23 protein-coding genes and 1 tRNA gene are annotated in these 21,735 nt (G+C 55.5%); 13 read left to right on the forward strand and 11 right to left on the reverse strand.

Annotated elements, in window-relative coordinates:
• Positions 1-353: 353 nt before the first annotated feature.
• A complete protein-coding gene (locus tag ATK06_RS08890) occupies positions 354-2,075 on the forward strand; it encodes a DIP1281 family NlpC/P60 protein (RefSeq protein ID WP_048381677.1) in 1,722 nt (573 codons plus the stop codon).
• Positions 2,076-2,134: 59 nt separating this feature from the next.
• Positions 2,135-3,190: a ferrochelatase gene (locus ATK06_RS08895; protein WP_048381679.1), complete on the forward strand. Its 1,056-nt coding sequence runs from the start codon at positions 2,135-2,137 to the stop codon at positions 3,188-3,190.
• Here the strand turns inward: ATK06_RS08895 and ATK06_RS08900 are convergent.
• On the reverse strand, positions 3,165-3,992 hold the full coding sequence (locus ATK06_RS08900; protein ID WP_048381681.1) for a hypothetical protein: 828 nt from the start codon (positions 3,990-3,992) through the stop codon (positions 3,165-3,167). The genes ATK06_RS08895 and ATK06_RS08900 overlap by 26 nt on opposite strands.
• Before the next feature lie 51 nt (positions 3,993-4,043).
• On the opposite strand from ATK06_RS08900, the gene ATK06_RS08905 reads away from it, so the two are divergent.
• A complete protein-coding gene (locus ATK06_RS08905; RefSeq protein WP_048381683.1) occupies positions 4,044-4,895 on the forward strand; it encodes a DUF3097 domain-containing protein in 852 nt (283 codons plus the stop codon).
• Here the strand turns inward: ATK06_RS08905 and ATK06_RS08910 are convergent.
• The 4 genes from ATK06_RS08910 to ATK06_RS08925 form a co-directional block, all read right to left on the reverse strand.
• Positions 4,892-5,506, reverse strand: a complete 615-nt coding sequence (locus ATK06_RS08910; RefSeq protein ID WP_048381686.1) for a DNA-binding protein — start codon at positions 5,504-5,506, stop codon at positions 4,892-4,894. The genes ATK06_RS08905 and ATK06_RS08910 overlap by 4 nt on opposite strands.
• 46 nt (positions 5,507-5,552) lie before the next feature.
• On the reverse strand, positions 5,553-6,242 hold the full coding sequence (locus tag ATK06_RS08915) for a VTT domain-containing protein (RefSeq protein WP_048381689.1): 690 nt from the start codon (positions 6,240-6,242) through the stop codon (positions 5,553-5,555).
• A 17-nt stretch (positions 6,243-6,259) separates the two neighbouring features.
• The gene (locus ATK06_RS08920) at positions 6,260-6,907 is read right to left on the reverse strand and encodes a GNAT family N-acetyltransferase (RefSeq protein WP_098389210.1); all 648 of its coding nucleotides are present in this window, start codon (positions 6,905-6,907) and stop codon (positions 6,260-6,262) included.
• A gap of 59 nt (positions 6,908-6,966) precedes the next feature.
• Positions 6,967-7,052, reverse strand: a tRNA-Leu gene (locus ATK06_RS08925).
• A gap of 238 nt (positions 7,053-7,290) precedes the next feature.
• Here ATK06_RS08925 and ATK06_RS08930 point away from each other — a divergent pair.
• Complete coding sequence (locus tag ATK06_RS08930) at positions 7,291-7,839, forward strand: YbhB/YbcL family Raf kinase inhibitor-like protein (RefSeq protein WP_048381692.1); 549 nt, start codon at positions 7,291-7,293, stop codon at positions 7,837-7,839.
• Between the two features lie 89 nt (positions 7,840-7,928).
• Here ATK06_RS08930 and ATK06_RS08935 read toward each other — a convergent pair whose 3' ends face one another.
• The 3 genes from ATK06_RS08935 to ATK06_RS08945 all read right to left on the reverse strand — a co-directional run bounded on the left by ATK06_RS08935 (position 7,929) and on the right by ATK06_RS08945 (position 11,056).
• Positions 7,929-9,047: a quinone-dependent dihydroorotate dehydrogenase gene (locus ATK06_RS08935; protein ID WP_098389211.1), complete on the reverse strand. Its 1,119-nt coding sequence runs from the start codon at positions 9,045-9,047 to the stop codon at positions 7,929-7,931.
• Positions 9,040-10,014, reverse strand: coding sequence for a WD40 repeat domain-containing protein (locus tag ATK06_RS08940; protein WP_231913506.1), 975 nt, complete (start codon positions 10,012-10,014; stop codon positions 9,040-9,042). The genes ATK06_RS08935 and ATK06_RS08940 overlap by 8 nt, the downstream gene beginning before the upstream one ends.
• A 139-nt stretch (positions 10,015-10,153) precedes the next feature.
• The gene (locus ATK06_RS08945; protein ID WP_098389212.1) at positions 10,154-11,056 is read right to left on the reverse strand and encodes an aldo/keto reductase; all 903 of its coding nucleotides are present in this window, start codon (positions 11,054-11,056) and stop codon (positions 10,154-10,156) included.
• Positions 11,057-11,095: 39 nt separating this feature from the next.
• Between ATK06_RS08945 and ATK06_RS08950 the strand changes: the two genes are divergently transcribed.
• The 8 genes from ATK06_RS08950 to ATK06_RS08985 all read left to right on the forward strand — a co-directional run bounded on the left by ATK06_RS08950 (position 11,096) and on the right by ATK06_RS08985 (position 18,752).
• Positions 11,096-11,968 carry an undecaprenyl-diphosphate phosphatase gene (locus tag ATK06_RS08950; protein ID WP_098389213.1) on the forward strand — a complete coding sequence of 291 codons (873 nt, stop codon included), beginning with the start codon at positions 11,096-11,098 and terminating at the stop codon, positions 11,966-11,968.
• A gap of 115 nt (positions 11,969-12,083) precedes the next feature.
• Entirely contained in the window at positions 12,084-13,343 is a 1,260-nt protein-coding gene (mshC, locus tag ATK06_RS08955) for a cysteine--1-D-myo-inosityl 2-amino-2-deoxy-alpha-D-glucopyranoside ligase (protein ID WP_048381700.1), read from the forward strand.
• Positions 13,344-13,402: 59 nt separating this feature from the next.
• Complete coding sequence (locus ATK06_RS08960) at positions 13,403-13,801, forward strand: hypothetical protein (RefSeq protein ID WP_053072908.1); 399 nt, start codon at positions 13,403-13,405, stop codon at positions 13,799-13,801.
• A gap of 13 nt (positions 13,802-13,814) precedes the next feature.
• Complete coding sequence (locus ATK06_RS08965) at positions 13,815-14,504, forward strand: HAD family hydrolase (protein WP_048381702.1); 690 nt, start codon at positions 13,815-13,817, stop codon at positions 14,502-14,504.
• 24 nt (positions 14,505-14,528) lie between these two features.
• A complete protein-coding gene (locus tag ATK06_RS08970; RefSeq protein ID WP_048381704.1) occupies positions 14,529-14,792 on the forward strand; it encodes a phosphoribosyl-ATP diphosphatase in 264 nt (87 codons plus the stop codon).
• Between the two features lie 59 nt (positions 14,793-14,851).
• Complete coding sequence (gene hisG, locus ATK06_RS08975) at positions 14,852-15,697, forward strand: ATP phosphoribosyltransferase (protein ID WP_048381707.1); 846 nt, start codon at positions 14,852-14,854, stop codon at positions 15,695-15,697.
• Between the two features lie 128 nt (positions 15,698-15,825).
• On the forward strand, positions 15,826-17,262 hold the full coding sequence (gene aspA / locus ATK06_RS08980) for an aspartate ammonia-lyase (protein WP_098389214.1): 1,437 nt from the start codon (positions 15,826-15,828) through the stop codon (positions 17,260-17,262).
• A 182-nt stretch (positions 17,263-17,444) separates the two neighbouring features.
• Positions 17,445-18,752 carry an anaerobic C4-dicarboxylate transporter gene (locus ATK06_RS08985; protein ID WP_048381711.1) on the forward strand — a complete coding sequence of 436 codons (1,308 nt, stop codon included), beginning with the start codon at positions 17,445-17,447 and terminating at the stop codon, positions 18,750-18,752.
• A 24-nt stretch (positions 18,753-18,776) separates the two neighbouring features.
• Here ATK06_RS08985 and ATK06_RS08990 read toward each other — a convergent pair whose 3' ends face one another.
• From ATK06_RS08990 to ATK06_RS09000, 3 genes are read right to left on the reverse strand one after another with little or no spacing between them, the layout of a single operon-like run.
• Positions 18,777-19,097 (reverse strand): DUF202 domain-containing protein, encoded by a 321-nt coding sequence (locus tag ATK06_RS08990; RefSeq protein ID WP_083986201.1) that lies wholly within the window; start codon positions 19,095-19,097, stop codon positions 18,777-18,779.
• Positions 19,098-19,105: 8 nt separating this feature from the next.
• Positions 19,106-19,492, reverse strand: a complete 387-nt coding sequence (locus ATK06_RS08995; protein WP_048381714.1) for a YidH family protein — start codon at positions 19,490-19,492, stop codon at positions 19,106-19,108.
• A gap of 14 nt (positions 19,493-19,506) precedes the next feature.
• Positions 19,507-20,376, reverse strand: a complete 870-nt coding sequence (locus ATK06_RS09000; protein ID WP_048381992.1) for a RecB family exonuclease — start codon at positions 20,374-20,376, stop codon at positions 19,507-19,509.
• 53 nt (positions 20,377-20,429) lie between these two features.
• Between ATK06_RS09000 and ATK06_RS09005 the strand changes: the two genes are divergently transcribed.
• Positions 20,430-21,692 (forward strand): M18 family aminopeptidase, encoded by a 1,263-nt coding sequence (locus tag ATK06_RS09005; protein WP_098389215.1) that lies wholly within the window; start codon positions 20,430-20,432, stop codon positions 21,690-21,692.
• Positions 21,693-21,735: the final 43 nt, after the last annotated feature.

Below are 21,735 nucleotides of genomic sequence, written 5' to 3' on the forward strand. Positions count from 1 at the left end.
GCCATAGTTCCGGCCATGGGCTTGACTTAAGTAATGATAAACCTGTTACAAAAGTGAAACAAATGATGTGTTGACGCCGATAGTGGCTTATGGTGGACACGTCGACTCGCGTGTCGACTAGCAACTCAATACTCCAAAGAGTCACAAGTGTTCCGGATGGAAGCTTGACTCGTGCAGGTTCACCTACACGAGTAACGCTTCTAGATTCAGCACGTGGGGAAGCCTGTTGAATCATCCTGGGGCGCACGATTCTCTGCGGAGGAAGGGGTAACCGGCAAGCGAGTCCCCCAAGTGTTGAATCGATGCTGCACTGAGCTCCCATGAGCCTGTGCTGCGAAAAACAGGAGTGTTCTGTGCCTTTTACTACTCACACTCGGCCTAATCGCCCGTCGTCCGCGCGCCTAGCGTTCCGGAGCCTTATCGCCACCGTTGCGTGCGCAGCTCTAACCGGTACTGTTACCCCAGCCGTTGCAGTGCCCACCAACCCGGATGACTCTGCTATCGCGGATGCGGACCGCTCTGTGGATCTCAACACGGCCGACGTTGCCACGCTTGCCGGATACATCAGTAAACAGCAGGAGAGGGTTTCTGCCCTCGAGCTGAAGATGGGTGGTCTCGCGGAGGCGGTCAACAAGGCACTCGTCGACCTTCACGATGCGCAAGCCTCAGCAGAGCAGGCCCGTCAAGCTGTGTCACAGGCTAAGTCCGAGCTGTCCGAGATACAGAAGGAAATTGACTCAGCCCAAGAGAATCTCGACGAGATCTCGCGCGCTCATTACCGGCGCGGTGGCTCTCAACCTCTTGCTGATGTTTCTGGCAATTCTGCAACCGAGGACGCTCTTACTCGACAGACTTACTTGCGCACGCAGGCCGAAAAACAGCGTGCAGCGCTTGATGAGCTGGATCATGCCCGGACCCTTCAAGCAAATAAAGAATCTGAGCTACGCGCAGCACGAAACCTCGCTGAACGACGTGAAGCCGAAGCTGCTGACGCTGAACGAACTGCGCGTGCGGCCATCGATGCAAACGCGGCGGAACTCGAGGCTGCCGGGGCAGAACGCAACCGTCTGCTGGCAGAACAGGCTGCTGCACAGGTCCGCCTTGATGAAGCTCGCGGAACGGCGCAAGGACTGCGCGATCAGCGTAAGGAATACGAGGAATACCAGGCCGCGGAAGCTGCTCGTAAGCAAGCTGAAGAAGAAGCACGCATTGCGGCCGAGGAAGCTCGTAAAGCTGAAGAAGCCAAGCGTAAGGCAGAAGAGGCTGCAGCAGCCCAGGCCGCTGCTGAAGAAGCCGCACGCGCGGAAGCTCAACGTCAGGCCGAGGCCGCGGCAGCGGCTGAACGCGAGGCAAAGGAACAAGAGGCTCGTCGTAAAGCTGATGCAGAAGCCGCGGCCGCTGCTGCAGCTGCTGCGACTGCCGCGTTGGTTGCTGCCTCTCAGCCTGACCACCAGAGCGTAGAATCCCCATACCCCACGGATGAAAACGCGGGTGCAACTGATATCGCAGCTGTTTCTGATTCTGCAACCGAAACGGCAACGGATACGACTGGCGATTCTACCGAGCAGGCTGATGACTACTACGTCTCCTTGCCAGAGGTTCCGACAAATCAGTCAGTCACCGAAAAGGTGACGGAGAGTGTGTCCGGATCCCGCGAAGAGAAAATCGAGCTCGTCATCTCACGTGCGAAGGCTCAGATCGGCACTCCATACGCGTGGGGTGGTGGCAATGCCAACGGCCCGACTAAGGGCATCCGTGACGGCGGAGTCGCTGATTCTTACGGCGATTACAACAAGGTTGGCTTCGACTGTTCCGGCCTCGTGCTCTACGCTTTTGCGGGCGTCGGAATTTCCCTGCCACACTACACTGGCTACCAGTATCAGCACGGTAAGAAAGTCAATATCTCCAACATCCAGCGTGGCGACCTTCTTTTCTGGGGCCCTGGTGCAAGCCAGCACGTAGCAATCTATCTCGGTGACGGCATGATGATCGAAGCACCACAGTCCGGTTCCACCGTGAAGATCTCACCAGTCCGTTACTCCGGCATGACCGAGTACGCAGTTCGTCTCATCTAGGACCTGCACAAAACACGTCCTGTTGGCACTAATCCAACTTTCGCATTACCTTTGGAGGAATGACTCACTCAAACCTTCACTACGATGCACTCCTCGTCCTCTCCTACGGTGGTCCCGAAGGGGAGGACGACGTCATTCCGTTTCTCCGTAATGCAACAGGAGGACGCAATATCCCGGAAGAACGCTTGCGCGAGGTGGGCGAGCACTACTACGCCAACGGCGGTAAGTCCCCAATTAACGATCAATGCAAGGCTATGATCTCCAACCTTGAGGCAGAACTGGAGCGCCGCGGAATTCAGCTCCCTATCTACTACGGGACTCGAAACTGGCATCCGTATGTTGAAGATGTCGCAGCGCAAATGTCTCGAGACGGGGTTAAAAACGCACTTGTCTTCGCGACTTCGGCCTGGGGTGGTTACTCCGCATCGCGCCAATATGATGAAGACATCGTACGCGCTCGCGAACACCTGGCCAAAGAAGGCCTGCCGGAAATTAACTTCACCAAGCTCCGTCAATTCTTCAACCATCCAGCCTTCGTTCAGGAAATGGCTGATGGAATTCGTGAGGCGTACAACGAATTTTCTCCTGAAGAACTCCCTCACGTCCGCATGATTTTCACCGCTCACTCAGTCCCGCTTTCCAAAGGCCATAACGATGGCACGGGCGCAACGGAGTCCGAACACTACGAAGCTCAGGTGTATGAGGCGGCAAAGCTTGTCGCTGACGTCGCAGGTGTCACGGATTATGACGTCGTATGGCAGTCTCGCTCGGGCGCGCCACATATCCCGTGGCTGGAGCCAGACGTTGTAGACCACGTCGAAGCGGTCCACGAGGAAGACGGCCTACGTGCGTGCGTCGTTACCCCAATCGGTTTCCTCACCGACCACATGGAGGTCATGTGGGATCTTGACACTGAACTTCGCGACGCCTGCTTGGAACGCGACATTCACATGGTGCGTTCAAGGACTGCAGGCCTGACCGCTCACTTCGCTGGAATGCTCGCAGATCTCATCGCTGAAGCCAACGGCGACAAAGAGATTGAACGTCTCGGCGACATGGACTCATGGGGAGCTACATACAACGGCCTTCCTATTGATTCCTACCCGCACGCTTAAACCATTCACGGGCCGCATAATCGACGCCAGCAATTCGCGCGTTGCGAATATGCGCCCACAAGGGGAGTAGGTAGGGATCTAAGCTGTGGTCGCCAACTCTGTCTAAAAGCGTTTCTATAATCGCCGACACTCGGTCCGCTCGCGCAAACAGTTGCGTGGCGCGGACCGGTGTCGTTTCAGGGACTCCAGGCAGATCGTAGTAATCAGTCAGCGTCCCTACAGTCAGTAGTGGATCTATTCGTGTGCTGTCGGGGAAACGGTAGCCCGCAGCATCAATCTGTAGGGCGGCGTTTCGAGTCGATTCAGCTAAAGCATGGTCCGCATCGCCAGGAAGCAGCGGCGCAACACCGCGTGGCGCGTCTTTAGTTTCGAAGACGGACCACACCATAGCGCCGTCTTTCTCCTCCGGTACCAAGTACAGCGATTGACCGATTCCGTGCACTGCTAGGCCACCTAAATCGCCCTGTACCAATGCGCGAGCAATCACCGCCCCCTCAGCGCTCGCTGGAGTGACAGGAGCTTGGCCTGGTCCCGCCATGAGTAAACTCACTAGTGGTAGTTCGAACCATGTTGACGGTGTTTCACCCGTGGCGGCTAAAGACCTTCTCCGATGGGAGACGCCATACGCTCGCATCATCCTGAGTAGGTCTGTAAGCTCGCCGCCACCAACAACTTCGTGGCTGCCGCCGATATCGCGGAAAGCGCCTAGAAGAGAATCCGTTGGTTCGACTTCGGCCAACCAGGCTGCCACCCACACAGCTAAATTTTGCACCGGGGAGTACATGTAACGACGGATGTCCATAGGGATACCACCTTAGCCTTAGGGCCTAGCCACTTACTAAGGTAGGCAGACATGACTTACCGTGACCCATATGCGGGCGATATCTTCAGCGGCCATGCACGAAACGCCAAGCCAACGTACCCGAAGCTGCCGGCGCAACCGGGTCTCGTCGTCGAAGTCCGGGCCACGGGCTACGTCGGTGAAATTATCAATTTTGAGCGCACCTATGACGGTGATTTCATTCGTCTTGAAAACCGTCGTGGAGAACAACACCTCTTTCACATGCGTGAGGGCGCTTTCCTCTTCGAAGGTCGGCCGGTCACGCTGACGCGCTACGTAGAATCAACACAAAAACAACCGCAACATTCGAATTCGGGATCCCGGCGTGTGCACAATCTGGAAGCAAAAGTTGCGGCACCGTCGCGCATCTGGGTAGAAGGTATCCACGACGCAGCAATTGTGGAGAAAGTTTGGGGCCACGATCTGCGGGTCGAAGGGGTAGTTGTTGAGTATCTCGAGGGGCTGGATAATCTGCCTGAACGTCTTGCAGAATTCCAACCAACCGCGCAACGGCGGGTCGGAGTTCTAGCCGACCATCTGGTTGAAGGCTCAAAAGAGACGCGACTCACTGAAACGGTCGGACCACATGTTTTGGTTACAGGTCACCCGTACATCGATATCTGGGCGGCGGTAAAACCAGAACGGCTTGGAATTCGCGCGTGGCCTGAAGTCCCATACGGCGAAGACTGGAAAACTGGCGTCTGCAATCGGCTAGGCTGGTCGGATCCTAAAGAAGGGTGGTCGCGCGTTTACAATGCCGTCAACTCTTTCCGGGACATTGATTCCAGCCTTATTGGAGCGGTGGAGCGACTTGTGGACTTCGTTACCACGCCCGAGCTGAGCAAAGAAGATCTGCTACCTTAAATAGCCTTTTCGTGAGCAGACTTGAGTAAGTTCAATGTGAGCTTCCAGCCGGCATTCTCCACATGCCATCCAGCTGCGTAGAGTCGCTGCGACAATGCTTGCTTGGAGATACCAAGTTCGGCAGCAGCCTCATTCTGGTTGAGCCCCGAGCGGACTAACGACGTTGCCTCGCGCCCCTCTATCGTGCGCTTGGACAAGACATGCCCCATCAGTTGGAACGCTGCAGCTATGTTTGCGCCGGCGGTTGCATCGGGATCGGGGTCGACAAGAGCGGACACGGTCCCGGCTCGGGAACGAGCCGGGAGCGCGTGCTCGGCTGCCCGGATTGCTCGGTTTCGATTGTCCACAGATTGGCCTTTCAGGGACACTTCCGAATCTGTGTTTAGGGTTGGTGCAACACCGATGCCCACAGCCCATTGGCCGTCGGAAAGCAACGCCATCACGACATCACATACAGTGCCAGGATCCGCTGCGGTAGTACGGATATCCTCAATCCCGAGTACTTCAAAAGGCGCCACGCCCGGCAATGTGGACAGCGCTTCCGCGGAATTACGTACCAGTTCAGCACGGTTCGTCGATCTTCCGCGATAACGTGCAAAAATCGCAAACATACTTGTAGTCTACCCAATAGGCTTGACCAAGGGTGGAAACTGGACTTTATGCATCGTTTGGTTGGTTGCGGACGGGGGCTTTAGCGTCGATAAGCAATCCGACGAACCCGAGACATGCAAGCCCCACAGTGACAACGGCGAGAACCGGGTTAAAACCTGTTGTGAGAGTATCTCCAATGAACACGGTTGCGCACGTCCCCGGCGCTGAACCAATGAGTGTTGCCGCCCCAAAGGGGATAACTCGCACGGACGTTAGCGCCGCGACATAGTTCAGAACAGAAAACGGGACCCCCGCAATGAGACGCAGTGAGCCAACAGCAAGCCACCCGCGCTGCCGCAATCGTGTGTTAATGCTTGCGACGGCAGGATGCTTCAGCCTCGGCGCCATCCACTCTCCAAGGAGACGTCTGACTACAACCAACGAGAGCATAGCGGAAGCAGTTGTGGCTGTGAGCGCTACCAGTGTCCCTAGCGCCGGACCGAAAAGAACTCCGCTTGCCAAGGTCAACAATGTTCGCGGAATAGGGAATTGCGTGATGGCGACGTACAGCAGCCAAAAAACGATGATAAAACTTGAGCCGAGACTGTCCGCCCAACCCCGCAACACGCTGAGAGGCGGGACCTCTAAAAAAATCGTGCAGGCCAGGAAAAGGATAAGTCCTGCGCTGATTATGCAACGCTTCATCCACGACCATGCGCGCATCGAATCTACGGCGTCACGTACAAGCGATGCCATAAATTCGCGTATTTTGCCTACCAACTGCTCGTCCGTGGTCGAACTAACGCTGGGCCTTCGTCGGGAACAGCAGGAGAACGCCACATAGCTAACTCGCCAGGGGATCCGTCCGATGTGGGGATCTCGCCCAACAGTGCGAAATCAAACCGCTTATAAAGACGCGCTGCACGGTGGGTCGATGCTTCGAGGTACGCCGCGTCGCGGCCCACGCGATCGAGCCCCTTGTTGATGAGGGCACTGCCAACCCCATGTCCCTGCGCACTAGGGGCTACAGCAATGACATAGAGATACCAATGTGGGAACTTAGGGTGGTATGCCAGTTCCTCTTTATGCCCGCTGAGCATACGATCCCAGACATCCTGCCCGACAATTGGAACCATGTGATCGGCGATGTCTTCCATAGCTGGCAATGCGTCAGGTTCGGACCAGGTGGCTATTCCCACCAAATCGTCATCGAGAAAAGCTAAGTCGACATGCGCTTGGTCGCCCCACGATGTGAGCTGGGCGCGAAACAATTCACGCAATACACCGAAATCACCTTGTTCGGTATGCAACTGCGCAATTTCAGCGAAGGAGGGATCGTACGCAAACGAGCGAGTCAGCAGCTCGGTGGCCTGGTCAACGTAGGCCTTTTCGAAACTCGTCAAAGACAGTGTTTTGCTCATAGGCGACCTTTCTGCAATAAAAAATCGGCATCCGCGTTAAGCGGATGCCGATATATCTGTGCCCGGAGGGGGACTTGAACCCCCACGTCCGTTAATAGGACACTAGCACCTCAAGCTAGCGCGTCTGCCATTCCGCCACCCGGGCAAGGTGGTGTACCGCCTTACGGCGTCGAACACGTGATATATTAACCACAAGGCTACACTAAGGGCAAATCCGCTGGGTAAACCGTATTTTCGGAGATTTTGCACTCACCGTAATTACAGTGCCGTAATCTCCGCAACGCTTGAGTCCAGTTTGCTAATTGCGTGCCGAAAATCCAGGCGCCTCAAGAATATGAGGCGAGCATGTAGAAATGTGACCCGCAATTCTGTAGACAAGAGGTATGACTTCTTACGTAGATACCACTCGATTCCCCGGTCCCGACCCCTATGCACCACTCGGCGATCTTCCTGCTTTTCCTGTACGTAGTTCCAGCTTTGTCGAAGGCGAAGAACTTGCCGCACGCCTCCAAGCGCCAAAGAATGTGTCACCACACCTGGCCTGGGACGCAGCTGATCTTCCTGAAGGTACCCGTTCCATAGCTATCACGTGCTTGGATCCAGATGCCCCCACAGGCTCTGGCTACTGGCACTGGGCTGTTTTCAACATCCCCGTCAATGTCACGGAGATCGCCGAAGGAGCAGCCACTGAAGACGGGTTAGACGGCGTGCCGGAAGCCAGGGCGTTGTGTAACGATTCCGGCCAGCGTGCCTACTACGGTCCGCAGCCGCCAGTTGGCCACGGTTTTCATCGTTACCTGTTCGCCGTTCACGCTGTGGACACGGAAGAATTAGATATCCCAGAGAATGCGACACCAACAGTTCTGGGCTTCAACCTCTACTTCCATTCTTTGGCCCGAACCATCACATGGGGCTGGGCTGAGAACAAATAGTCCAAGAATTGGCCGTACCGGCAGCACTAAAAACGCCTAGGTATGAGTCTAAAATCTGACTCGAACCTAGGCGTTTGATGAGCTTTAGCTTATTCCTTCCACGGCAGACCGCTACCGACAGCAGCCTGAAGCGATTGCAAACCATGACGCCGGCACTGTGTAGCGAGCCCCTTGTGGATAAGCCGGATCCAGTCAGGTCCGTAGTAAATCATTCCGGTATACCCTTGCAGCAGGTTTGCCCCACTGGTGATGCGTTCCCACGCTTGCTGTGGGGTAGAGATTCCCCCGCTGGAGACAAGAGCAAGCTTTCCTCCGACACGTGCGTATAGGCGTTGGAGTACCTCGAGCGCGCGATCATTCAACGGCGCACCAGAGATACCGCCGGCCCCCATGGAAGCAACTTTGTCCGCATCCGTGCTTAAACCTTCACGGGAAATGGTGGTGTTGGTTGCGACAATGCCTGCGAGCCCAAGTTCAACTGCCAGATCTGCTACTGCATCGACGTCGTCGTTGTTGAGGTCGGGAGCAATTTTCACCAGCACAGGCATTTTCGCGGAAGAAGTTTCTTCCATCACAGCTTCGAGAATTGGGCGTAGTGATTCCACTGCTTGAAGGTCTCGGAGTCCAGGAGTGTTAGGGGAGGAGACGTTCACCACGACGAAATCTGCGGTTCCGTTCACTGCACGGGCTGACGCACGATAATCTGCGACAGCATCCTCAGGCGCGACAACTTTGGTTTTGCCGATGTTTATGGCGATCACGCCTTCGTCGTGACGCGCCCGGAGATTGCATGCTGCAGTCTCTGCCCCCTCATTGTTAAAGCCCATCCGATTCAAAATCGCTTTATCGGCGGGAAGACGGAACAGGCGAGGGGAGTCGTTGCCCGGTTGTGCCTTTGCGGTGACGGTCCCGAGCTCGGCGTACCCGAATCCCACAGCAGCCCATACGTCAGGCGCTTCAGCATTCTTGTCAAAACCAGCGGCGAGGCCTAAAGGTTGATTAAAACGTATACCGAAGACATCTTGAACCAAGATCGGGTCGTTGACCGGCAGTATTGCCCCAAGCGTCTTACGCAGTGGCGTGACTTTTTGCGTGAGTTTCACTGCGGCCATGATGATGTCATGGATTTTTTCCGGATCAATGGTAAACATGCCTTTAAGCGCTAAGGCATATGCGGCTTGACGGGCTCGTACCCAAATATCATTCATCGATCTTTTCCTTTGTGGATGAGCGGGGTTCGGAAATTATTTGGAGTCCATCCCCAGTAGCGGATCCTGTGACGATCGTGCCATCGGCAAGCACCACCATTGAGCGTGCGTCGGCGACTGTTCGGATCTCGAATTCGGGCTGCTGGACTCCGGTAGAGATGTCGTAGGCGGTTGCAAGATTGTTGGCGGTGGAGGCAACCCATGCCACGTTGCGGTGCGGGTCCCACGCGACCGCCCACGGCGATTCATCGACAGGTCCGGCCTGGTGCAAGCGAATGACGTCATCAGCGGTGTACACCATCAGCTGTCCGCCCGTAGTGTCCGATGCGAGGAACAAACCATCAGGTCCTGGGGCAACCCGTCCAATGCCGAGGCCGACACGAAGTCGAGCACCTTGCTTCCCATTCGACCAGTCAATGTCTTGAATGGTGGTGTCCTCGGACAGCGTGCGAATTACTGCGTCAGGTCCGTCGTCCACGGGAGAGGACAATAGTTGGGTGGTGTATTTCTCCACCTCAATGATGTGGGGTTTTTCTTCACCTTTGTACAGCACCACTCGCGCACTATCAGAATTAGCTGTCAGCAATTCTCCGGTAGTCAAGCGAACAGCCGAGGTGGCCGGATATTCAGGATCTACAGCAGTCTCGACGGCCTCAAACTCAGGCCCAGAGTATTCGATGACTTTTTCACCGCACGCGAGGACGAAAGTCTCAGAATTTGCGGTCAGCTCGCCGCACTGCTTATCGACGGCCACCTCGCGCGATTGCCCGGCCTGAAACTGCTCAACGGTGCCGAAGGCTAGAGAATCCTCGCCCCGGACAGCGAGGATATTGCCAATATGCTCAATGTCGATGACGGTCCCGTCCGCGAACACGTCAGAGAGGATTTCACCATCAGCGTCACGACTAACGGGCGATTCCACGGGGGTAGCATCACCCATGACATCCGCAAGTTCCGAATTTCCCATAGAACTGCAGGCCGCCAAGACGGAACCAGCACCTAATGAAAGTCCTATGACTGCAATGCGACGTATCAAATGAGCACTCACACACAAAGACACTAGCAGCGCACGCCTAGAGTATCCGATTCCACACCCTTCGCCCCGACTAATGTGACACGTCTGTCAACGCACGCTCAATCGCCCGTGGGAGCACTAAGCTCGCATTCTCAACCGCCGAAACAATATGCTCAACTTCGCGACCACCCACAATCACTGATGCAACAGCCGGGCGCTGGCGAACCCAAGCCTGGGCAACAGCTGCGGGATTTACGCCCAAACCGTCTGCGGCCGTGCGCAAGGCGTCAGAAATGGTGTCTGTTCTTCTACCTGCATAAGGCTGCAAAGCTGCCGGAGGATGCCCATCTGCAGCGCGGCTCCCATAGAGAGCGCCGTGTGCGAGGGGAGCAGCAGCGATGATTCCAATACCCATGTACTCCGCCGCAGGCACAACATCCATTTCTATACCGCGAACCACCAGGGAGTACTCATTCTGAACAGACACAATAGGCAGCCCAGCCTCAGAAGCGGTAAGCGCCAACTGCCAGCCTGTGTAGTCCCGCACACCGGCATATCGGACGCGACCACTATCGACTGCGTATTCCAAAACAGCAACAACTTCCTCAACCGGAACTCCAGGATCCCAATAAGCCACCGACCATAAATCAAGAAAATCGGTACGCAACGATGCCAGGCTCCGATCGAGCTGCGCCAACAAGTGACGCCGTGATGCGTCGACCCGCTGCCCGACTGGCTTCGTAGGGTCGATACCGCCAGCCGAAGACAAGACAAGCTCGGAACGAGGAATTCCACGGAGAGCTTTCGCAACCATTATTTCCGATTGGCCGCCTCCATAAGCAGATGAGACGTCGATAAGCGTGCCTCCAGCAGAACAGAATTCACGAGCCATAGCTGCCGCAACGTCGACCGAGACTTCCTCGCCCCAACTACCCGTACCTAGACCTACGGAGGAAACCCGCAATCCACTAGAACCCAAACGTCGATATTCCACTTCACCCAGACTAGTAGTACGGTGTCTTGAGTGTATGAAATGAGTGTTCTCGCGGCCGGGGAAACCAGCGCAGCCGCTGATGCGATGAGCTGGGCGCAAGTCGTTGTCCTGTCCTTAGTACAAGGCTTGACCGAATTCCTACCGGTTAGTTCGTCTGGCCACCTGCGCATCGTATCCGAAATGTTTTGGGGCGAAGACGCGGGCGCTTCCTTTACCGCGGTGGTGCAGTTGGGTACAGAAGCCGCCGTCCTGGTGTACTTTGCTCAGGATATTTGGAGAATTCTGACTGGTTGGTTCCGGGGCCTTATGAATAAAGACCAACGGGGCTTCGACTACCGAATGGGGTGGATGGTAATCGTTGGCACGATTCCTGTCGGCGTCATCGGTTTCTTAGGCAAAGACCTCATCCGCGACAATCTCCGCAACCTCTGGATTACAGCGACCGTTCTCGTTTTGTTCTCATTCGTGTTCATTTGGGCGGAAAAAGTGGGTTCGAAGACCCGCAGCTTCGACCAACTGACCATGAAGGACGCAGTGCTCATGGGCTTCGCTCAATGTCTGGCACTGATACCTGGTGTATCGCGGTCTGGTGGCACAATTTCAGCTGGTCTCTTCTTGGGGCTCGATCGCGCTGTCGCTGCCCGCTTCAGTTTTCTTCTGGCCATTCCGGCGGTTCTCGCCTCGGGACTATTCTCACTTCCTGATGCTTTCAATCCTGACGCTGGCCAGGCTGCCTCGGGGATCCAGCTACTCGTAGGTACTGGTATTGCCTTCGTGGTGGGGTACATATCCATCGCTTGGTTACTGCGATTCGTCTCCAACAATTCTTTCTCTTGGTTCGCGGCATACCGCATCCCAGCTGGCCTGCTGGTCATGGCATTGCTTGCAGCCGGCGTTCTGCAACCGTTCTAAACGTTGCGTACAGTAGAGGTTTATCAATTGCGGCGTGTTCACAGCTAGGACGTAGTCCCGAAACGAGTAAAGCGTCGCACACGAAAAGTGTCTTATCTATCGAAGGTGAAAATATATGGAATCATGGAAGAGCCCCGAGGTCCCTTCCGTACCTGGCCAATCTCAGGACCTTGAGCTTTACGATACCGCTGATCAAGAGGTCAAACCGGTCGAAATTCCGGAGAGCGGCCCCGTGGGCATGTACGTCTGTGGAATCACTCCCTACGATTCCACTCACCTCGGGCACGCGGCCACTTACCTGGCCTTCGACCTCATCTACCGTCAGCTGCTAGATAACGGCTATAACGTCCACTATGTTCAAAACGTCACCGATGTCGATGATCCACTCTTTGAGCGCGCAGAACGCGATGGCGTTGACTGGAAGGAACTAGGCCAGAGCCAGATTGACCTATTCCGCTCGGACATGGCGGCACTGTCCGTTATTCCTCCTCGCGATTTCGTGGCTGCTACAGAAACTATTTCCGAGGCCGCGGAGCTCATTGAGCGCTTGCTAGCCAATGGCGCCGCCTACACCGTCGAAGACATGGAAAACCCGGACATTTACGCAGCTCACGACGCTACTGAGCAGTTCGGTTACGAATCTAACTACAGCGGGGCAGAGATGGAAAAACTCTTCGCCGAACGCGGTGGCGATCCGGACCGTCCTGGAAAGGCAGCGCGCATCGACGCCCTGCTATGGCGTTCCGAACGCGAAGGCGAACCTTCGTGGGACACCGACTTGGGCCCCGGCCGGCCAGGCTGGCACGTAGAGTGCTCTGCTATCGCGTTGAACCGCTTGGGCAGCCATTTTTCCATTCAGGGTGGTGGCCATGACTTGATGTTCCCGCACCACGAGTATTCTGCAGCGCACGTCGAGGCAGCTACTGGTGTCGACCGCATGGCTGGTCACTATGTGCACACCGGCATGATTGGCCTGGATGGCACGAAGATGTCCAAGTCCCTGGGCAATCTCGTCTTTGTATCTAACCTGCTCAAGGAAGGATATGATCCATCTGCGATTCGTCTGGGCGTATTCGCTGGGCACTACCGCGACCACCGCGATTGGTCCGACGAAGTTCTTGCTGACGCATCGTCGCGCTTAGCATATTGGCGCGAAGCAGCGAAGAACTCCACGAGCATGGACCTCGCGGAGGAACTGGTTACTACCATCCGCGAATGCTTGGCCAACGACCTGGATACCCCTGGCGTAATCAAGGCCGTTGACGCCTGGGCCATTGCGAGCTCAGACAGTGAATCGAACCCTGAAGCTGGCAAGCTTGTTGCTCGCGCGCTCGACGGCCTGATGGGCATTAAACTGGACCTTCCAGAAGATTAGGGTCTGTCGCCTTGCCCCTCGCTGATAGCGTGGGGCGGGGCACAAGGGAGGTTTATACGGTGGAGCAACAGTCTGCGCAAGCACAGTGCCAGGAACTAGTTGACAGTTTCGTAGCGGATTTAGAGATGTTCGCCACAGGCAGCTATCTTGCCGAGGACGAAACCGATTTGTGGGACCAACCCTTCGATCCTTCTGCGATTCCTCATATCCAGACTGCGCTCACTAATTTCCTCGACGCGGTCGACGCTCTCGCACGCTCACACCCATCTCTACCGCAAGAAGACGTGCGTGAGTTGGCAGCTACCACTATCCAAGAATTGGAATCGATTAACGCCGAGTTCGCCTACGCAGTCCTCGAGCCAGAAGAATTTGACGAAGTCAACGCAATTCTTATAGCGGCGTTCCAAGTGGCCGGCGCAGATGAAGACAGCATCGAACAGCTACCGATTCTGGAGTGAAAACTTCGTGCAGATGAAACTCCCTGCGGCCATCATGTGGGATATGGATGGCACTCTCGTCGACTCTGAACCATTGTGGCAGCAAGCAACATTGGAATTGAGCGAATCTTTAGGGCGCAGGCTCCCGCAAGAGCTTCTCGACGCCACTACCGGAGGTTCTTTTGGGAAAACGCTTCGCATCTGCACGGAATACGCGGGCGTCTCAGTAAATGAAGACCGCGCGGCTGAATTGAAATCCACAATGTTCAGTCGCGCTCGTCAGCTGTTTTCCAAACACCTCGTACCACGCCCGGGAGTTGTTTCACTATTAGAGGAGCTCCAGGCGCTTGACGTTCCCATGTTCGTGACGACCAATACTGAGCGGTCCTTGGCGGATGTCTCAATCGACGCAGTCGGTGAACAGTACTTTACGGGGACTGTGTGCGGGGATGAAGCCGGCTATAAGCCCGATCCGGGGATGTTCTATCACGCAGCAGCTCTAGCCGGGGTGGATCCCGCTCAGTGCCTTGTCTTTGATGATTCGATTCCTGGCATCACCGGTGGCTTGCGTGCTGGGTGCGCTGTGGTTGGGCTTCCACACTCGGATGATGTCTCAGTGCCGGAGGGCGCATTAGACATGCGTGTGGTGCATGGAAACATATCGTTTAGCGGAGTTAGCGCCAGTCACATTTCACGGTGGTTTAACCTAAGCGCACATTGTTGAGGGCGACGTGCGATAATTAACGGCATGAAAAACTTTGACTCTCTGTTCGCAGAACTAACCGATCGTGCCGAGCAGCGCCCGGAAGGCTCTGCGACCGTTGCAGCTTTGGATGCTGGCGTCCATACCATCGGCAAGAAAATCATTGAAGAAGCCGGTGAAGTGTGGATTGCTTCGGAGTATCAATCTGATGAAGAGCTGGCTGAAGAAATGTCCCAGCTGATGTATTGGACTCAAGTCATGATGATCAAGCGTGGGCTCACCCCCGACGATATTTACAAATACCTCTGATATTCGACCTGCGCAGACAAAGCGCAGGATTTTTTCTGTTCGAAAGGATGTTTTCCTGCATGATTAAAATTGCTATCCCGAACAAGGGCTCCCTGTCTGAGGTAGCCTCGCAAATTCTCAAAGAAGCCGGCTACGCCGGTCGACGTGATTCCAAGGCCTTGAACGTCTACGACAAAGAAAACGATGTCGAGTTCTTCTTCCTCCGCCCAAAAGACATTGCTATTTATGTCGCGTCCGGAAAATTGGACTTGGGCATTACTGGTCGTGACCTCGCCCTGGATTCAGGCGCTCAGGTACAAGAAGTCTTGGCGCTCGGTTTTGGGGCCTCGACTTTCCGGTACGCGGCACCGGCAGGGGAGTCGTGGACGGTGGAAGACCTCGAAGGCAAGCGTATTGCGACGTCCTACCCCAACCTAGTTCGCGCTGATCTAAAGAAACACGGGATTACCGCCGACGTCATCCGCTTGGAGGGCGCAGTCGAAATATCCATCAAGCTCGGCGTGGCCGACGCGATTGCTGACGTCGTATCCACGGGGCGAACCCTCCGTGAGCAGGGACTTAAGCCGTTCGGGGAAGCTATTTGTTCGTCCGAGGCTGTCGTGGTGGCTCGTGAAGGCTACGAATTGACCGATGCACAAAAGGTTATGCTGCGCCGGTTCGAAGGCATCCTGCACGCACACACCTACCTGATGTTGGACTACAACATCGACCGGGGAACCCTGCCCGAGGCAAGCGCGATTACACCGGGATTGTCTAGCCCTACTGTTTCACCGTTGGCAAAAGATAATTGGGTCGCAGTACGTGTAATGGTGCCACGCAAAAATGCAAATTCCATTATGGACCGGCTGGCAGCAATAGGTGCTGAAGCAATTTTGGCTTCCGAACTAAGAATTGCACGTATTTAAAACACACTGATTGTACTGTTTACCTGCAGTTTTATTTTTCGAGGGTCCGGCACGAATCAACCAAAAGAGGTATTATGAAGGGTGTCAGACGCAGAAGCTCAACATTTTGAGAAAGGATTGTCATAAAAATGACAGACCACGCAACTCGCGTTGAAGAAGACCTCCTTGGAACGCTTGAGGTCCCCGCAAATTCCTATTACGGAATTCACACCCTTCGCGCGGTGGAAAACTTCCCTATTTCTAGTACCACCAACAATGACATGCCCGCTTTCATTCGTGGCATGGTTCAGGTCAAGAAGGCCGCTGCTTTGGCTAATGGCCGTCTGCGTACTTTGCCACAGCACAAGTCTGAGGCAATCGTCTGGGCATGCGATCAGATTCTTGAAGAGGGTCGCTGCATGGATCAATTCCCGATCGACGCTTTCCAGGGTGGCGCCGGTACCTCGCTGAATATGAACACTAATGAGGTTGTAGCGAACCTCGCTCTGGAAAAGCTGGGCTTTGATAAAGGCACCTATTCAGAGCTCAATCCGATGGACGATGTCAACATGGCGCAGTCCACCAACGACGCATACCCAACCGGCCTGCACCTCGGGATCTACTACGAAATGCAGGAGCTGAAGGAAGCCTTCGATAAGCTGCAGCAGGCTTTCGCTGACAAGGGTAAGGAATTTGCGGATGTCCTGAAGATGGGCCGTACCCAGCTCCAGGATGCAGTGCCAATGACCCTCGGTGAGGAATTCACTGGCTTCAGCGTCAACCTTGCTGAAGAGTTGAAGAACCTGCAGCAGGCGGCAGACGAGCTTCTCGAAGTGAACATGGGCGCAACTGCCATCGGCACGGGTCTTAACACCCCAGACGGCTACCAGGAAGAGGTAGTCAAGGCGCTCGCTGAGGTCACCGGACTCGACATCGTCGGTTCGCCTCACCTGATTGAAGCAACCTCCGACAACGGCCCCTACGTCCACGCGCATGCAGCTATTAAGCGCGCTGCGATGAAGTTGTCGAAGATTTGTAACGACCTTCGCCTGCTCTCCTCGGGCCCAACCGCCGGTTTGAGCGAAATCAACCTGCCTCCGCGCCAGGCTGGTTCGTCAATCATGCCGGGCAAGGTCAACCCAGTTATCCCTGAGGTTGTCAACCAGGTGTGCTTCAAGGTATTCGGCAACGATGTGACCATCACCTACGCTGCGGAAGCCGGCCAGCTGCAGCTCAACGTCATGGAACCTGCAATCTCCCAGGCTATCTTTGAATCCCTGTCGATTCTGAAGAACGCTGCCGACACCCTGCGCGAGCGCTGCGTCGTTGGTATCACCGCTAATAAGGACGTCTGCGCTGCATACGTCGAAAATTCCATCGGCATCGTCACCTACCTCAATCCCTTCATTGGCCACCACAATGGTGATGTCATTGCACGCGAGGCAGGGGAGACCGGCAAGAAGGTCCGCGACCTCGTCCTTGAAAAGGGACTTCTCGACGAAGAACAGTTGAACAAGGTTCTCTCCACTGAGAACCTGACCTACCCGAAGTTCCAAGGCAAAATCTACGAAGAAGGCGAAAAGTAAACCCGCCTCATAGTAGGGGAAAGCGACAAAACTGATGTCTAAAAGGTGCGTGCATCATATTGGTGCACGCACCTTTTCATACCCCACTTCCTGCACTTTTGGTACGCACGTACGATTTTGCGCGCACGCCATTAAGCGTAATAATTAATAATATCTATTAGCACTACCTCAAGGATTACATCGTGGTCATTGTTCACGTAATCATCGTTCTTGCGGCGATTTTCTTGGGCGCACGTTTGGGCTCCATCGCGATTGGCTTCGCTGGTGGTTTGGGCGTTCTGCTCCTCGGCCTCACGGGTGTTCCGGTAACCCGCGAAGACATCCCGTTTGATGTCATCGGCATCATCATGGCCGTTATCGCAGCTATCTCCGCGATGCAGCGAGCTGGCGGCATGGATCTCCTCGTGCACTGGGCCGAGCGGTTCCTACGTCGCAACCCCAAGCAAATCACGTTGTGGGCGCCTATCGTCACCTACCTGATGACGCTATTCGCGGGCACGGGTCACACGGCGTTCTCGACGTTGCCGGTTATCGTCGAGGTCGCGAAGGAAGGCAAGGTCCGCCCTTCACGACCGCTGTCCGTTGCTGTTGTCGCGTCCCAGATGGCAATTACCGCTTCACCGATTTCTGCAGCGGTTGTCTTCATGGCTTCGATTCTGGAGCCTCTCGGCATCAGCTACTTGACGATGCTGGGCGTTCTCATTCCTGCAACTTTCGTCGCAATCTTCCCGACCGCCCTTCTGGCTAACCGGATGGGTAAGCCGTTGGAGGAAGATCCTGTGTACCAGGAGCGTATGGAGAAAGGCCTCGTCGCAAAGCCTAAGGGCGCTGCAAACTACGAGCCCACCAAATCTGCTCTCATGTCCGTGATTGTTTTCTTGGTGTCCATCATCCTCGTCGTTATCTGGGCAACAATCACCTCCGACCAGGTCGGCCTGATTTCTGACCCAACGCTTCCTCGTAACGAAGCCATCATGACAATCATGCTCACGGCTGCGACGATCATCGTTCTTGCGGGTAAGCTGCCCGCCGCGGAGATTCTGAATACGCAGGTCTTCCGTTCAGGTATGTCGGCATGTATCTGCGTTCTGGGTGTGGCATGGCTCGGCACGACACTGATCAACCACTACATCGAAGATATTCAGGGCCTGGCAGGCGACGTCCTGACCAAGTTCCCGTGGATGCTGGCAGTAGTCCTGTTCTTCGCAGCTGCTCTGCTGTACTCGCAGGCCGCCACGGCGAAGGCCCTCATGCCTGCTGCTCTAGCCATCGGCGTCAGCCCGCTGACCGCCCTGGCTGCATTCCCTGCTGTATCGGCGCTGTTCATCCTGCCGACCTACCCGACACTGCTGGCTGCAGTCGAAATGGATGACACCGGTTCGACGCGCATCGGCAAGTACGTTTTCGATCACCCGTTCATCGTCCCGGGTACCATCTACATCGTGCTGGCTGTTGCCCTGTCCTATGCGCTCGGCGCAGTACTGATTTAATGCGCTAAAAGCGCTTCGCGGAAATTACTCCGCGAGAATTAACCACACGGCGGTTGCTCCACATATTAGGAGCACCGCCGTGAGCGCTACTACAGCCCCGACATTTGCCTGAGCTTTCTCCGTAGATATAGCCTGAGAAAGCTGCCGGTACCTGCGTCTTTGCCTAACGGAAAGGACTGCAGTGAACAGGGTCAACAGCGTAACAAATACAAAGACGGGCCAACCGTAAACGGCACTCCAGCGCAATAACAAAAGCGCCACGATAAAGAATGCAAACGTAGTCCGTTCCCAGGACAGCATTGTTCGTTCGGGTTGCAGACCGGGATCGGAATGAAGACGTTCCATGACTTAGCCTAAAAAATCACAATCATCGCTGCAACGCACGCCACGATAATCCCAATACTCAGCACAAAAGACAGTGCCGGCAACGGCAAAGGCTGTTTGGTGCGCAGTGCGCGCTCCACGTTAATCCAGTGCCCTGCCGCGCCCAATGAAATAAGCATCCCGAGGCCAATTAAGGCGGCTGCTAGAGCCTTGCGCGTGCTCGCGTCCATGAAATCAGCGGGAACGGCGCCGAGAGCAATACCGCCGGCCAAAAACGCCAGCGATGTGCGCGTCCACGCGAGAAAAGTACGCTCATTAGCTAGCGTGAAGCGGGGGTCTGGGTCGCTGCCTTCTGGAAGGAGGGTCCGCGCGAGGTAGCTCCGCTCATCATCGTGATCACTATGAGAAGTCGTCACGGTCGCTCCTTTGCTTATCGACGTTTCGTGTCCGCAGCCGAACCTGGCCATCCAGGGTATTCGGGCGGATTTCCCCCAAAGGCTGGGCAAATATCCTGGAAGGAGCACCAGCCGCACAGTTTTGATGTTTTTGGTGCGAAGGTACCGGAGGTGCCGTCGGCAAGTATCTTGTCCCACAAGCGTTCGAGGTCACGTTCAAAGTAGCGGAGCTCGTCTGGCGAGGGGGAGAGAAACAGCGAGTCCCGAACCTTCAAATACATCAGTCGCAGCTGGTGCGGAATTACTCCGAAGAGCCGCCAATAGACTAGGGCGTAAAAACGCATCTGGAATAGAGGAGCTTCACGGAATCGAGGATGCGGAAGTTTTCCGGTCTTATAATCCACCACTCGGATTTCACCAGTCGGAGCTTTATCGACTCGGTCTATAAAACCACGCACTGGGACCCCATTCGGAAGAACCATGTCCACGTATTGTTCGCATTCATCTGCGTCGAATCCCTGCGGATTTTCCATGAGAAAATATCCTTTGAGCAAATCGCGGCATTCGACGAGGAATTGATACATATCGTCTTCTGGGACGAGCTCGCTAAGGGACGCATCCTTTTCCACCATCTGTGCCCATGTCGGTTTTAAAGCTTTCACCGCTGCCGGATATTCACGTTTTTCAGCGGGCTCTTTGTGCATGTTTTCGAGTACGGCATGTACAAGGGTTCCCTTCACTTGGGCCACAGTAGAAGGCTCGTAGAGCTTGTCGATGGAGCGGAACCTGTAGAGGAGAGGACACTGCTGGTAATCGCTTGCCCGCGATGGCGACAACGCTAGAGGACGGGCAGGGCCGGTAGAAAAGTGGGCAGGTTGCGGTTCTAAAGATTCATGAGAAGTCATCGCATCCACCCTAATCCTTTCTTCACCGGCGTGTCCGTGCCAGACTGGGGGCTATGACGTACGCCCCAGATGATTTTGTTGAATTCTTGAAGAACAGCCCTAGCTCGTTCCACGCAGCTGACAATGTGGCGCGCACCCTCGTCGACCACGGGTTTAGCCACGAGCATCGTGCCCAGCCCTGGAATGCTAGCCCTGGTGGTCACTTTGTCGTCGTTGATGGCGCGGTACTCGCATGGTGGGTTCCACACGAGCTTCACACCAGCCCCGCGTTTCGCATCGTAGGAGCGCATACTGACTCTCCAGGTTTTGTTCTCAAACCACACCCGGTTAATCCCGCAGGTTCATGGGGGACCGTTGGCGTTGAGGTGTACGGTGGGCCAATTATCCCGTCCTGGTTCGACAGGGACCTCACCGTAGCCGGGCAGGTCGTATTATCTGATGGTTCCGTCCACCTAGCACGCGTGGACAACGCATTGCGGATACCTCACTTAGCTATCCACTTAGACCGGTCAACCGAGTTTGCGCCTAATAGGCAAGTCGACACCACACCGATTTTCACGTACGCCTCGGACGCTACCGAGCTTCTCGACGACCTCGCAGCCAGCGTCGACACAGGACTTAACGGCCGTGACATAGCTGCGCACCGTCTGATTACCTGCGACAGCCAGGCACCCGCATACGTGGGGCAAGGAGGAATGCTGGCTAGTGGCCGCTTAGATAACCTCACTTCCGTGTGGGCTGGCCTGGCGGCTTTGGTCAACGCTGTCGAAAACGATGACGCTGCAGATGTCATCCTGGTCTTCGCTGCCTTCGACCACGAAGAAGTGGGCAGCCAGTCACCGACTGGTGCAGCTGGCCCACTGCTCGAAGAGGTGCTGCGCCGCACAGCGCGTGCGCTGGGCGCAGACGCGGAAGAATTCGAGCAGATGCGCGCACGGTCAACAATGATTTCAGCCGATGCGGCCCATGCCGTCCACCCCAATCATCCCGAAAAACACGATCCCAACCATCAACCCCATTTCGGTAGCGGGCCTGTGACCAAAATAAATGCGAACCAGCGCTACGCCACGACAGCCCCGATGGTGGCGCTGTGGAACGAAGCCTGCTCCGCCGCGGGAGTGCCGAATCAGATGTTCGTGGGTAGGAACGACGTTCCATGCGGTTCAACTATCGGACCGATTTCTGCAACCCGCGTTGGAATCCAAACCCTCGATGTAGGCGTACCGCTGCTGTCTATGCATTCCGCTCGAGAACTCGTCGCTATTTCTGACGTATTACAGCTTGGTCAAGCCCTTGAGGCATACTGGGTACGTTAATGTGACAATCACTTTGCCCGTGGTGGGGCCCACTCGGGTAAAA

The sequence above is a fragment of the Corynebacterium renale genome (assembly GCF_002563965.1).
Classification (GTDB): domain Bacteria; phylum Actinomycetota; class Actinomycetes; order Mycobacteriales; family Mycobacteriaceae; genus Corynebacterium; species Corynebacterium renale.